12 protein-coding genes are annotated in these 13,741 nt (G+C 60.5%); 3 read left to right on the plus strand and 9 right to left on the minus strand.

The genetic code is table 11. The annotated features are described in order from the left end of the window. Position 1 precedes the first annotated feature (1 nt). From MLC59_RS09355 to MLC59_RS09390, 8 genes are all read right to left on the minus strand, one after another. A complete protein-coding gene (locus MLC59_RS09355) occupies positions 2-865 on the minus strand; it encodes a branched-chain amino acid ABC transporter permease (RefSeq protein ID WP_248233662.1) in 864 nt (287 codons plus the stop codon). A 338-nt stretch (positions 866-1,203) separates the two neighbouring features. Next, positions 1,204-2,862, minus strand: coding sequence for a long-chain fatty acid--CoA ligase (locus MLC59_RS09360; protein ID WP_248233663.1), 1,659 nt, complete (start codon positions 2,860-2,862; stop codon positions 1,204-1,206). 109 nt (positions 2,863-2,971) lie between these two features. Next, positions 2,972-3,763 (minus strand): 5'/3'-nucleotidase SurE, encoded by a 792-nt coding sequence (gene surE / locus MLC59_RS09365; RefSeq protein WP_248233664.1) that lies wholly within the window; start codon positions 3,761-3,763, stop codon positions 2,972-2,974. Beyond that, the gene (locus tag MLC59_RS09370) at positions 3,760-4,833 is read right to left on the minus strand and encodes a phosphotransferase (RefSeq protein ID WP_248233665.1); all 1,074 of its coding nucleotides are present in this window, start codon (positions 4,831-4,833) and stop codon (positions 3,760-3,762) included. The genes surE and MLC59_RS09370 overlap by 4 nt, the downstream gene beginning before the upstream one ends. A gap of 7 nt (positions 4,834-4,840) precedes the next feature. After that, positions 4,841-5,608: an SDR family NAD(P)-dependent oxidoreductase gene (locus MLC59_RS09375; RefSeq protein ID WP_248233666.1), complete on the minus strand. Its 768-nt coding sequence runs from the start codon at positions 5,606-5,608 to the stop codon at positions 4,841-4,843. Between the two features lie 13 nt (positions 5,609-5,621). Further along, a complete protein-coding gene (locus tag MLC59_RS09380; protein ID WP_248233667.1) occupies positions 5,622-6,836 on the minus strand; it encodes an acyl-CoA dehydrogenase family protein in 1,215 nt (404 codons plus the stop codon). A gap of 44 nt (positions 6,837-6,880) precedes the next feature. Next, positions 6,881-7,327, minus strand: a complete 447-nt coding sequence (locus MLC59_RS09385) for a PaaI family thioesterase (protein ID WP_248233668.1) — start codon at positions 7,325-7,327, stop codon at positions 6,881-6,883. After that, positions 7,327-8,115 (minus strand): SDR family NAD(P)-dependent oxidoreductase, encoded by a 789-nt coding sequence (locus tag MLC59_RS09390; RefSeq protein ID WP_248233669.1) that lies wholly within the window; start codon positions 8,113-8,115, stop codon positions 7,327-7,329. Before MLC59_RS09390 ends, MLC59_RS09385 begins: the two co-directional genes overlap by 1 nt. A 236-nt stretch (positions 8,116-8,351) precedes the next feature. Between MLC59_RS09390 and MLC59_RS09395 the strand changes: the two genes are divergently transcribed. Both MLC59_RS09395 and MLC59_RS09400 read left to right on the plus strand, forming a co-directional pair. Further along, positions 8,352-9,953 (plus strand): class I adenylate-forming enzyme family protein, encoded by a 1,602-nt coding sequence (locus tag MLC59_RS09395; RefSeq protein ID WP_248233670.1) that lies wholly within the window; start codon positions 8,352-8,354, stop codon positions 9,951-9,953. Between the two features lie 168 nt (positions 9,954-10,121). Further along, positions 10,122-11,399 (plus strand): MATE family efflux transporter, encoded by a 1,278-nt coding sequence (locus tag MLC59_RS09400; RefSeq protein WP_248233734.1) that lies wholly within the window; start codon positions 10,122-10,124, stop codon positions 11,397-11,399. Between the two features lie 6 nt (positions 11,400-11,405). On the opposite strand, the gene MLC59_RS09405 is transcribed toward MLC59_RS09400, so the two are convergent. After that, the gene (locus MLC59_RS09405) at positions 11,406-11,831 is read right to left on the minus strand and encodes an acyl-CoA thioesterase (RefSeq protein WP_248233671.1); all 426 of its coding nucleotides are present in this window, start codon (positions 11,829-11,831) and stop codon (positions 11,406-11,408) included. A 159-nt stretch (positions 11,832-11,990) separates the two neighbouring features. Here MLC59_RS09405 and MLC59_RS09410 point away from each other — a divergent pair, with 159 nt between their 5' ends. Next, on the plus strand, positions 11,991-13,634 hold the full coding sequence (locus tag MLC59_RS09410) for an MBL fold metallo-hydrolase (RefSeq protein ID WP_248233672.1): 1,644 nt from the start codon (positions 11,991-11,993) through the stop codon (positions 13,632-13,634). Positions 13,635-13,741 lie beyond the last annotated feature (107 nt).

The raw sequence follows: 13,741 nt of genomic DNA on the forward strand, positions 1-13,741 counted from the left end.
ATCAGTGCGCCCCCTTAGCAAACAGACCTTGTGGACGGATGGACAGGATAACCACCAGCAAAGCGAAGGCGATTACGTCCTTGTAGGCGTCGGAAATGTAGTAGCCACCGAAGGCTTCGGCGAAGCCAATGATCATGCCACCGACAATGGCGCCAGGGATGCTGCCCATACCGCCAAGGATGATGATAACGAAGGCTTTCATGATGACCAGGTGGCCCATGGCGGGGTATACCAGGTTCATCGGCGCATACAGGGTAGCGGCCACGGCGGCGAGGATGCCGGAAATGGCAAAGGTCATCATGGCCACGCGGTTGGCATCGATGCCCACCAGGAATGCACCCTCACGGTTCTGGGCCATGGCAATGATGGTGGCACCCACCATGGTCTTGCGCAGGAACAGGTTGAGGGCAACCACCAGCACCACGGTGGAGGCAATGATCAGGATGCCCTGCTCCCGCAGGAAGACACCGTCCAGGTTAACCACACCGCCGAAAGGCGTCGACATGCGGCGGAAATCGGAACCCCAGAACATGTGCACCACGGCCTCCAGGAACAGGAGTATACCGATAGCGGCAATCTTGTCGTGTATTGGAGGCGAGTTTCTCAGGGGATGGAATACCAGGCGCTCACAGATGATGCCAAGTACAGCAATCACGACGGCCGACCCGGCCATGGCAACCCAGTAGTGGACGCCCATGTCCACCATAAAGAAGTACGACATGAAGGCGCCTACCATGTAGAGCGCACCATGTGCGAAGTTCGGGATATGGAGTATCCCGTAAACAAGGGTCAGACCGAGCGCTACGAGACCGTAGATGCTGCCCAGGGTCAACCCGTTGAAAACCTGTTGGAGAAATGTAGTCAAACCGGCCCCTCCCGTGGCGACGTTGTTTTTGTAGAGTTGCCGTTACTGCAACACTTTCATTGATTTTATTGGGTTTACGTTTCTGGATTTTTTTGCTTTTCTTTACAATTCAGACGTATTGGCAAAAAGCCTCACGCCGATGCACAAGAGTACACTGCGAGCATGCACTGTCAATAGACAGAATGTGATTTCGCTATGCGAACCTTATTGTTAATTTCAATGACGAAAATGGAATTCTGGCAGGTCCTTCAATGGCCGTCATAATAGGCCGGGAGGCAGGGGCAGGTCAGGCACCCCACTGGCCAGGATGGCCAGTGGGGTAGTCAGTCAGGGCAGGATTACTTCTTCCATTCCTCTTCTTGCAAAGCACGCCACATCAGTTTGCCCGTGGGGGATTTCGGCAGTTCACTGACGAACTGCACCTCAGAGGGCACCTTATAGGCCGCCATCTGTTCCCGGCACCAGGCGACGATGTCTTCCTCGGTGGTAGACCCTTCGCCCTCGGGAGTCAGTACCACAACCGCCTTGACGGTTTCGCCCCGCTTTTCGTGGGGAGCGGAGATGATGCAAACCTCGTGGATGGAGGGGTGCTGGTACATCATGCTCTCCACCTCTGACGGCCAGACCTTGAAGCCGGAGGCGTTGATCATCCGCTTGACCCGGTCAACCATGAAGAAGTAACCGTCTTCATCGTAATAGGCCAGGTCACCGGTACGGAAGAACTTCTTGCCGTCGATTTCCACAAACGCGGCGTCGGTCTCAGCCGGGCGGTTCCAGTAACCCACGGTCACCTGGTAGCCGTTGGAAACGATCTCGCCCACTTCACCAGGGCCCTTCTCTTCCAGGGTATCGACATCGATGATACGGGAATCCACATCAAACACCGGGATACCCAGGCACTGGGCCTTGGGCGCATTGGGCGGGTTGATGTGGGTGGCCGCCATGGTTTCGGACAGGCCGTACCCTTCAATGTATTCCAGCCCGGTCAGGTCCTTGAGCTTCTTTGCCACCGCCTGGGGCATGGCTGCACCGCCCCCGCCAATGGTCACCAGGGAGCTGATGTCGTACTTGCCCAGGTCAGGATTCGACAGGAAGTCCACCGCCATGGTGACGATGTTGGTCCAGCCGGTGACCTTGTAGCGTTCAATCAGTGTGCCAGCAACATCCCGGTCCCAGCGGGTCATGATGACCATGGTAGAGCCGGAGTAGATAGGGCTGTTCATGGAGCCGGTCATACCGGTCACATGGAAGAACGGCAGGGTGCACAGCTGGACGGAGTCCGACGTGGTGATGTTCCAGAATGACCGCTGTACCGCCGTCGCCATGGGACCACGGTGCACATGCATACAACCCTTGGGCTGCCCGGTGGTACCGGAGCTGTAGGGAATCACGGCCAGGTCATCCGGACCTGCGGTGTGCTCGCCTGGCTTGTCGCCGGCGTTCAGGGCATCTTCCCAGGAGATCAGGCCGGGGGCGGTCAGTTCACGGGGCTCGGCCGCCACTTCCGCCGGCATTTTCAGGTCGGTCGGCTGACGCACATAGCTGCTGTAGGCCGCCACGACCACACGCTCCAGGTAGGTATTTCCTACCAGCGGGGCGATAAACTCCGCCAGCTCCATCCCGGCCAGGCAGATGGTTGCCTGGGTATCCGAGACATAGTGCTCCAGCTCAGCGGCCCGGTTCATGGGGTTCACCGGGATTACCGCAGCGTCGGCCCGCAGGATGGCGTAGTAGCCAATCACATACTGGGGAGAGTTCTGCATGTACAGGAGCACCCGGTCGCCTTTCTTGACGCCGTTCTGCTGCAGCCATCCCGCCAGTGCTTCCACTTCGTCCAGGAGCTCACGATAGGTGATCTTTGTATCGTAGTAGACGATGGCGGTGTGGTCCGGGTACCGCAGAGCCGAGATTTCCAGGTTGGTAAACAGGCTGGTCTGCGGCAGGGTCATGGTCTTGGGCAGCTCTCTCGGCCAGACCTTGTGGTGTCGTGTAAACATTCAGTTGTCTCCGGTTATCTAGCTTGCAGACGGCAGCCGCCCCGGGCCGAACCAGCGATTGCCGGGCCATGCCCGGATAGTAACGCCGATTCCGCCCGGAGCGGCTCTGTCAGGTCTTTCGTAGTGCGATGGATGCCCCGTCGCCAGGCATCCTGTGCTCACCCCGTAAGGGCGAGGCCGCCACACCACGGCGGCGCAGAACGGCCACATCGGAATCATCCGCTACCTGGTGTTCTGTGTTCCGGTCAAAACCCAGCCACCAGTAGGACAAGCCACGGCTGTCCTGCCCCGGCAGCAGTTGCGGCCTGGCAATGGAACCGGCGGACTGGGAAGCGTATTCCATGGTGGTGATGTCACTGGCCGCACACGCCGGGAAATTCACGTTCCAGCAGCACTTGTCATCCTTGGCAGAGGGCCAGAGTGCCCGGATGGCCGCCTCACCCAGTTCGGCCACCGGCGTCCAGTCAATCTGCTCCCGGTTTACAAAGGACTGACTCAATGCGATGGCGGGTATACCCAGGTGTTCGGCACTGAGTACGGCGCCCACGGTGCCGGAGTATTGCACGGAATCGCCAATGTTGGCACCGGCGTTGATGCCGGAGAGCACCAGATCCGGTGGCGTTTCACCAAACCATTCAGCCAGGGCGTAGAGCACACAGTCTGCCGGCGTACCGGAGACCGCGAAGTGCCGCTCCCCGTGCTGGTAAACTCTCAGCGGATCATGCAGGGAGATACTCTGCCCTGCGCCACTGCGGTCATGCTCCGGGGCAACGATCCAGACTTCCTCCGCCAAGCGGTTGGCAATATCCACCAGGATCTTCAGGCCAGGGGCTGCCACGCCGTCGTCATTGGTAATGAGTATACGGCGAACCATGGGGTCCGCCGCTGCCTGGTCGCTCATAAGCCTGCGCCCTTGCTGCCCTTCTGGGCAACGGCCCAGCCAGCGTCGGCCAGGATATGGGCACGCTTACCCACTTCCAGCGCATCGGCATTACTGGCATTGCCTGCCAGGGCGCGAGCGTAGACGCCCTGGACGATGGCTGCCAGCCGGAACAGGGAGAACGATACGAAGACGTGCCAGTCGTCGATGCCATCACGGCCGGTCGCCTTGCAGTAACGCTCAATGGTTTCCTGCTCGTCGGGAATACCCAGTTCAACCAGGTCCTCACCCACCACGCCACGCATACCTTCAAAGCTGGAGCTCAGGTGGTAGTGCAGGCAGTAGTACGCCAGGTCCGCCAGCGGATGGCCAAGGGTGGACAGCTCCCAGTCGAGGATAGCGATGACTTCAGACTTGTCCGGATGCAGCATCAGGTTGCCCAGGCGGTAGTCACCATGGGCAATCGCGCATTCATCGTTCGCCGGCAGGTTCTCCGGCAGCCATTTCATCAGCTTGTCCATGGACGGCATGTCGTCGGTCTTCGACGCCTCATACTGCTTGGACCAGCGCGCAACCTGACGGGCCACGTAGCCTTCCGGACGGCCAAAGTCACCCAGGCCAACCTTGTTGACATCGACCGAGTGCATCTTCGCCATCGTGTCTATGGCAGCGTAGTGAACCGGTCGGCGCTCAGCCTTGTCAAGCTCCGGCAAGGCGGGATGGCTGAGCACCCGGCCTTCCATAAAGTCCATGACATAGAACGGCGTGCCGATCAGATCGCTGTCTTCACACAGCACCCGGGCTTTGGGCACAGGTACATCGGTATTGTCAGACAGGGCCCGGATCACCTTGTATTCCCGCTCCACCATATGCGCAGAGGGGAGGGTTTTCCCGGGCGGTTTCTTGCGCAACACATAGCGCTTGCCGCCAGAGGTCAGCAGGAAGGTGGGGTTGGACTGCCCACCCTGGAACTGCTTGACCTCGAGGTCGCCACCGAATTCGGGAATCTCCTTCTGCAGCCACTTCAGCAGGGCTGCTTCGTCAAACCGGTGGGCGTCGAGGACGTCCACCAGGTTGGGTCCAGTACTCATAAGAACCTCAGCAAATGGTTTCGCCGCCATCCGCCACAATCACCTGACCGGTGATATAGGCGCTGGCCTTGGTGGACAGGAACACCGCCAGCCCGGCGATATCGACCGGATCGCCGATACGGCGCAGGGGTGTCTTTTCCTCGGCACGTTTGACGCGCACCGGGTCTTCCCACAGGGCCTTGGCAAAATCGGTCTTGATCAGTCCCGGCGCAATGCTGTTGATGCGGATGCCCTTCGGACCCCACTCCACGGCCAGGTTACGGGCCAGGGCAGCTTCCGCGGCCTTGGAAACCCCGTAGGTACCAATGGTGGTATTGCCACGGATACCGGCGATGGAGGACAGCAGAACCACCGCCCCCTCACCACGTTCGGCCATGCCCGGCAGCACCATGTTGGTGAGCCAGAAGGTGCCCTTGACGTTGGTGTCCATGATCTTGTCCCAGGCCTCGTCGGTCATTTCCGACGTGGGGCCATAGACCGGGTTGGTGGCGGCATTGCACACCAGCACGTCGATCTTGCCCCAGGCTTCCAGGGTCTTGTCCACCAGGTTCTGCAGGTCATCCTTCTTGCCCACGTGGCAGGGGATGGCGATGGCCTCAAAGCCCTGGGACTTGAGCTCACCGGCCACCTGCTCACAGGCATCGGCCTTGCGGCTGGAGATCACCACCTTCGCACCGAGCCGGGCCATCTCTTCTGCGATGGACCGGCCGATACCCTTGGTGGACCCTGTGATCAGGGCCACCTTGCCGGTCATATCAAACAACGGGTTTGTCATGACAGCTCCGGGATTAATGGGTGCGCGGGTAGTTCTTCAGTTCCATCTTGGCGATGGAATCCAGGTGCACCTCGTCCGGGCCGTCAGCCAGGCGCAGGGTGCGGACGCTGGCCCAGGCTGCGGCCAGGAAGGTGTCCTGGCTGACGCCGGCACCGCCGTGAACCTGGATGGCACGGTCCAGAACCTTCAGGGCCATGTTCGGCGCAATCACCTTGATCATGGCGATCTCCTGGCGGGCGACCTTGTTACCCACGGTATCCATCATGTGAGCGGCCTTCAGGGTCATCAGACGGGCCTGCTCGATTTCCAGGCGTGAGCGGGCGATGTCCTTGCGGATGGAGTCGAATTCCACCAACGGACGACCAAAGGCTTCACGGGCGTTGGCGCGTTCACACATCAGTTCCAGGGCGCGCTCGGCAACACCGATAGTACGCATGCAGTGGTGGATACGGCCTGGCCCAAGGCGACCCTGGGCAATTTCAAAGCCGCGACCTTCACCCAGCAGGATGTTGGAAACCGGCACCCGTACGTTATTGTAGTGAACCTCGGCGTGGCCGTGGGGCGCGTGGTCATAGCCGAACACGTGCAGGGCACGGACAATTTCCACGCCCGGCGCATCCAGCGGAACCAGGATCATGGACTGCTGCTTGTGCTTCTCAGCGGTCGGGTCAGTCTTGCCCATGACAATGGCAATCTTGGTGGTGGTGGTCATGGCACCGGAGGACCACCACTTCTTGCCGTTGATGACGTACTCGTCGCCTTCACGGCGGATCTCAGTACCAATGTTGGTAGCGTCGGAGGAGGCTACGTTCGGCTCGGTCATGGAGAAGCAGGAACGGATCTCGCCTTCCAGCAGCGGCTTCAGCCACTTCTCTTTCTGCTCTTCATTACCATAGCGCTCGATGGTTTCCATGTTGCCGGTGTCCGGCGCGGAGCAGTTGAACACTTCCGGCGCCATGTGAGAGCGACCCATGACTTCGCACAGGTGGGCATACTCCAGGTTGGTCAGGCCCGCGCCACGCTCACTTTCCGGCAGGAACAGGTTCCACAGGCCGGCGCTCTTGGCCTTGGCCTTCAGCTCCTCCATGATCGGAGTCGGAGCCCAGCGATTCTCGGCCTGCTCTACCTGCTCGTGATGCTTGTGCTCGTTCGGATAGACATAGGCGTCCATGAACTCGTTAAGTTCATTTAGCAGCTTCTTTGCTCTGTCAGACGGTTCATACAACATTGTTGTGCCTCTCTATTATTTATTTGATCTAGGAGGGGGTGCGTTCAGATGGGAACGCCCTCAGGTTTCTCACTACCGGACCGGATTCGGAACGTACCCTCGGCAATGGCAAGCAGGTTGCCCTTGTCGTCGCGAACTTCACCGGTGCTGTTAAAAATTCGGGTACCGCCGGCGCGTTTGATGCCAGTGACGGTAATAGTGCCAGCGGAACACTGGCCGGTAAACGTGGTTGTCAGGGTCAGGGTAATGGCCTTGCGCATGCGACCCGGATAGGGGCAGTAGGTGCCGGCCTCTGCCAGCACGATATCCAGCAGGGAGGTGAGCACACCGCCGTGGATAACCCCGCCCAGGTTCAGGTGCTCCGGTTTCAGGTCCAGGGCGATCACCGCCTTGTCTTCCTCCCAGGAAACCTGCCGGTACCCCAGCATGTTGTGAAAGCCGGGCAGATCCTTGCCACCGGTGATGTGGAGGTTCTGTGTTGCTTCGCTCATTACACTTTCATTCCGGGCATGTTCAGGGACGCCGTATTGCCGCCATCGACCGGCAGGGCCTGTCCTGTGATATAGCTGGCATCGTCAGACGCCAGGAAGCAGATGGCAGCTGCCAGCTCTTCCGGCCGGCCATACCGCCGCAGTTCGCAACGGGCGCCGAGTTTGTGTTCTTTCTCGTTGGCGCGGGCGTAGTCGAACACTACCTTGGTCATTCCGGTTTCCACCAGGCCGGGGCAAACCGCGTTGACCCGCACATTGAAACCACCCAGGTCACAGGCCGCGGTCTGGGTCAGGTTGATGACCCCAGCCTTGGAAGCGCTGTACGGATTGCCACCGGCGCCGGAGCGAATGCCCGCTACAGACGCGGTATTAACGATGGCACCCTGCTGGCGCTCCTGCATATGGGGCGCCACATGCTTGATCATCAGCATGGCACCAATCAGGTTTACGCCCAGGATTTTCTCCCAGTCGGCCTTTTCGTTCTCGGTGACCGGGGGGTAGCTGCCACCGGAGATGCCGGCGTTGTTGACGAGGATATCAATTTGCCCGAACTGTTCCTTGACTTCCGACACCAGTGAACTGACGGCGTCTTCGTCGGATACGTCCAGCTTCCGCTCAACGTGGACCGCTTCGGAGGGCATGAGGGAGGCGGTTTCCAGCAGACCCTCTTCGGACCAGTCTGCCAGCACCACGCGGGCACCTTCGCTCGCGAGCCTCAGGGCGGTAGCGCGGCCAATACCGCTGCCAGCACCGGTAACAATGGCGACTCGCCCAGTGAAACGCGTCATAGTCTGTGCTCCTTAAACCTTACCATGCTTTTATGATTGTAAATTCCGATGCTTAATCGCCTGATTCGAAACATAATCCCGGAAAATCGCTTGAAAAACAAACCACAAAAATTGATTAGGGTGCTTTTCAAAAGCTTGAACAGGGCGTTTAATTTGTCACGCCTTCCAGTTTTGAGTCAATATATTCGGAAATAAATTTCACTAGACAAAACACAACAACCACAGAGGCCTCCAAAATGAGACAAACCGTTGCAGCGATGCCCAACTACGCTCCAGCGCTGGACCACGAAACCATGGACCCCATCGGTCACTATATCCAGGGTTTCGCCCGCTCACAGGGAGAGAAGAGAGCCCTCACCGATGAAAAGGGCACCCTCACCTGGGCCCAGATGGTCAGCCGCGCCAACCGCATTGCCAACCGCCTGCGGGCCGATGGCCTGCAAACCGGGGACACGGTCGCAGGCCTGTCAGAAAACAGCAACGATTATATGTGCCTGTACCTGGGCACCCTGATTGCCGGTGGCTGCATGGTGCCCCTGTCCGGCATGGCCAGTGGCGAAGCCCTGGCGCTGATGGTGGAAGACTGCGACACCCGCTTCCTCTTCGTATCAGAGAAAAACCTCCCGCTATTCAACGAAATCCGCGACCAGCTCAAGCGGGTCCAGCCAGCCCAGCGCATCGGGCTCGATACCAGTGACGTCGACAGTGGCCAGGACCTGGACACCTGGCTGGGAAACACCGGCGACGAAGCCCAGCCGGCAGAAGTCACCATGGACGACCCCTTCAATATTATCTACAGCTCCGGCACCACCGGAACTCCCAAAGGTATACTGCACGATTACCGGTTCCGCCAGCGTCAACTGATCCGTCTGGCCAACTTCGGCCTGGACGGTGACGCCATCAACCTTGTGTCCACACCACTGTATTCCAACACCACCCTGGTGTCGGCGCTGCCTACCCTGTACCACGGAGGCACCCTGGTGCTGATGGGCAAGTTCAATGCCCATCGCTTCCTGGAACTGGCGGAAGAACATCGGGTCACCCACGCCATGCTGGTGCCGGTCCAGTACAGTCGCATCATGGCCGAACCCGACTTTGACCAGTTTGACCTGTCCAGCTTCAAGCTCAAGCTGTGCACCAGCGCCCCGCTGCGCTCGGACGTCATTGCCGAGGCCATGAAACGCTGGCCGGGCAATATCCGCGAGGTTTACGGTCTCACCGAGGGCGGTATCTCCACCACCCTGGACTGCGCAGCCAATCCCACCAAGTGGGATTCCGTTGGCGTACCCACCGAAGGCGCGGAAATCCGTATCATCGATGACAATGGCAATGAGCTACCCCAGGGCGAAATCGGCGAAATCGTGGGCCGCGCCATTTCCATGATGCGTGGTTACTATCACCGGGAGCAGCAGACGCAAGAGATGCTCTGGACCAGCCCGGAGGGTCATACCTTCTACCGCAGTGGCGACATGGGCCGGCTGGATGAGGATGGCTTCCTTTATATCCTTGACCGTCGCAAGGACATGATCATCTCCGGTGGTTTCAACATCTATGCGGTGGACCTGGAGAAAGTCCTGCTGGAGCATTCCGCGGTCGCCGACGTCGCCGTGATCGGCATTCCCAGTGAACACTGGGGCGAAACACCACTGGGCCTGGTGGTCCGCAAGCCCGGCTCGTCGGCCTCCGAAGAGGAAATCCTGGCGTTTGCCAACGAAAAACTGGGCAAGACCCAGCGCCTGGCCGGCGTGGAGTTCCGGGACGAGCTGCCCCGCTCCACCATCGGCAAGGTACTCAAGAGGGAACTGCGGGAGCCCTACTGGGCGAACCAGAAGAAGTAAGTCCATACACCGGGCATTCCGAAGAGGCGACCACCCAGGGTCGCCTCTTTTTATTGCAACCACCACAAAGCTGCTAGAATTCCCCGCTCCCTTTCACCAGCCGGAGCCGTACCCGCACCCGTGAACCCCACCGATCCCCAGACCAGCCTGCCCCGACAACTCTATGCCATGACCTGGCCGATGCTGTTCGGCGTGTTGTCGCTGATGACCTTCCAACTGGCAGACAGCATCTTCATCGGCCAGCTGGGCCGCGACCCGCTGGCGGCGCTGGGCTTCACCGTGCCCATGCAGCAGCTGGTCACCGGGCTGCAGGTGGGGCTGGGCATCGCCACCACGGCGATCATTTCACGCACCCTGGGTGCCGGGGATGAACAGCGGGCCTTCCGGCTCGCCGGCCTGGTGGTGACAACGGGCGCCACCCTGGTCCTGGTACTGGCCCTGGTCATGTGGCTGTTACGGGACACCATCATGACCCTGCTGGGAGCAGAGGAGTCCCTGCTGCCCATGATCCGCCTGTACTGGATGCCCTGGCTGGTGGCGGCCTGGACCGGAGCGGTGCTCTACTTCGGCTACAGTATCTGCCGGTCCCACGGGGATACCAAGCTGCCGGGGCTGATGATGGTGGTGGCCAGCCTGCTCAACATCGCCCTGGATCCACTGTACATCTTCGTGTTCGGCTGGGGCTTGCCGGGGGCACCACTGGCCACCATTACGTCATTCGGTGTCGGCTGCCTGGTGATCTACCCGGCCCTGCTGAAACGGGGCTGGCTGAGCTTTAACCTGGGCGCACTGAAGCTGGGGCAATCGATCCGGCAACTGGGCGGCATCATGGCCCCGGCCATGGTCAGCCAGCTGATGCCCCCGCTGTCGGCCATGCTGGCCACCGCGCTGGTGGCCGGGTTTGGCTCCGCCGCCGTCGCCGCCTGGGGGCTGGGCACGCGGCTGGAGTTCTTTTCCATCGTGGTGGTACTGGCACTGACCATGTCCATGCCACCCATGGTGGGTCGCCTGCTGGGGCAGGGGGACATTGGCACCATCCGCAAACTGGTGCGGCTGGCCGTCAGGTTCGTGGTCATCTGGCAACTGGGCATTGCCCTGGTATGGCTGGCCGCCTCGGGACTGGTGTCCGAGCTGTTCACCGCCGACCGGGAGGTCAGTGACGTACTGGGGGATTATCTGCTGCGGGTGCCCCTGAGTTACAGCGGGCTTGGAGTCTGTATGCTGATGGTATCGGTCAACAACGCCCTGGGGCTACCGATGCGGGCGCTGCTGATTTCCACTTTACGCCTGTTCGCCTGTTACCTGCCGATGCTGTGGCTGGGCGGCCAGCTGGGTGGCCTGCCGGGGCTGATGACCGGGGCCCTTGCCGGCAACCTGATGGCCGGCACAATGGCTTACCTGCTTTACCGCCAGGGCATTGCCCGCCTCAGGCAAGCCAGTGCTTAGGCGGCCTCAGGAGAACCGCTCGCGGAAGTACTCCGGCAGTTCAACCACCTTCTTCTGGCGAAAGCTGAAGAACACAAACCCGTACTTGGCCAGGGCCACCGGCTGGCCACTGGCTTCCTTGGTAACCCGGAACACATAGTCACCGCCGTACTTGTTCAGGTCGGTCACACCCACCTCAAAGCGCAGGATCTCGGGGAAGAACGACTCGGACTGGTACATGGTCGCCAGGTCGGTCACCACGATACCCACGCCGTCCGAGATCTGCTCCTGCAGCCCCATCTTCACCATGAACTGTGCCCGCGCCTCGGACAGCATGGAGATCAGCGCATCATTACCCAGGTGGTTGGCGCCATTGATATCGGTAATACGCACCGGCATGGTGGTGGAAAAGAGGAAAACCTCGTCGGGAAAGGACAGCTTGATACGGGCCATGACACAGTAACCGGGCAGATGGATCGAAAAAAGGGTTGCGCATGATACCGCCATGACGCCGGCAAATCATCTGGAGCCTTCCCGCAACTTCCGTTATGTTAGGACCTACTTAATAAAAACGATGCACCCCCAAGTTTGAAAACGATCAAGGTAACGCCCATGCAAATCCGCCCTGCCGCCACCCTGGCCCTGACCCGGGACTCTTCTGACGGTATCCAGGTATTACTGCTCCAGCGCACCTGGGACGCCAGCTTCATGCCCGGCTTCTACGTATTCCCCGGAGGCGCGGTGGACGAAGCCGACCAGCGTTGCGCCGAGTACCTGACCGGCGGTGACGACCGCTCGGTAAGCCACGACCTCGGCCTCGACGCCGGTGGCAGTCACTATATGATCGCTGCCATCCGGGAGAGTTTCGAAGAGGCTGGCGTCCTCCTGGCCCTGGACGACAATGGTGACTTCCTGCCCCAGGACCACCCGGTGTTTGCCGACCGCGACGCCATGATTGCCGGCGACCAGACCCTCGCGGGTCTCTGTCACCAGCACACGCTCAGCCTGCCCATGGACCGGCTGGCCTACCTCGCTCACTGGATCACACCCCCGGGGCCGCCCCGGCGCTTTGATACCCGCTTCTTTGTCGCCGTGATGCCGGACGGCCAGACCCCGGCCCATGACCGGGTAGAAACGATTGACCACGTCTGGCTGACCCCGGAACAGGCCATGGACGAGCACCGCCAGGGCACCCGGCTGTTTGCCTCCCCCACCCTGCGGACCCTGCGCATACTGGCGGGCTTCGATACCACCTCCGACCTGCTTCGCTACGCCCATTCACAACCACCTTCGCCAGCACCGGACAAGCCCTGGCCCGCCATGCAACAAGGCAAGCCAGTATCCGTGGAACCCGGCACCCCGGCCTTCGATGAAGTCCACAAGATTGACCCCGAGGGCCATGGCCACGCGCTGGCGGAAATCGTCCCTGGCGAGGCGGTCCAGCTGGCAGATGGTGTCATCCGGTTAACCTGCCCCAATCCCGGAGCCATGACCGGCCCCGGCACCAACAGTTACCTGCTGGGCCACCCGGGTGAAGACTGGACCGTGATCGACCCGGGACCGGCGGACGAGTCCCATATGGAGCGCATCCTGGAAGTGACCGGGGGCCGTATTGGCCAGGTACTGACCACCCATACCCACCCGGACCATTCCCCGGGGGCAAGCTGGCTGCGGGAGCGGACAGGCGCGCCACTGCGAGGTATGACGGCACCGCCGGACGATCCGATACAGGACCACGACTTCCGGCCCGACTCGGTGCCGGTGGATGGTGACCGGATCGAAACCGCCGCTGGCACATTGAAGGTGTTATTCACACCGGGCCACGCCTCCAACCACCTGTGCTTCCTGCTGGAAAATGAACACATGCTGTTTGCCGGCGACCACATCATGCAGGGCTCGACGGTGGTCATTAATCCTCCCGATGGCGACATGAAGGATTACCTGGAGTCCCTCGACCGACTGCTGATCGAAGAAATACGCTGGTTCGCCCCGGCCCACGGCTTTCTGATCGGCAAGGTGGAATCGGTAGTGGACTGGCTGATCACCCACCGCCTGACCCGGGAAAAGAAGATCGCTACCGCCCTGGCAGAGCATGGACCGGGCACCCTCAAGGAGCTGGTAAAGCATGCCTACGACGACGTACCGCCCAGCATTCATGGCCTGGCGACCCGCTCGCTGCTTGCCCACCTGATCAAGTTGCGCAAGGAAGGCAAGGCAAAGGAAGACGGCGAGGTGTGGACCTCCCTGGCAGGGTAACCCGGCGGGCAAGCGACCGTTCACCCGTCCGGGCGGTTCATGGAACCTGACAATTCGTTGCAAATTCATACCCCAATTTACATCGGGACGGGGTATGGATAGGGTGA

It is taken from the genome of Marinobacter bryozoorum, assembly GCF_023156245.1.
Taxonomy (GTDB): Bacteria; Pseudomonadota; Gammaproteobacteria; order Pseudomonadales; family Oleiphilaceae; genus Marinobacter; species Marinobacter bryozoorum.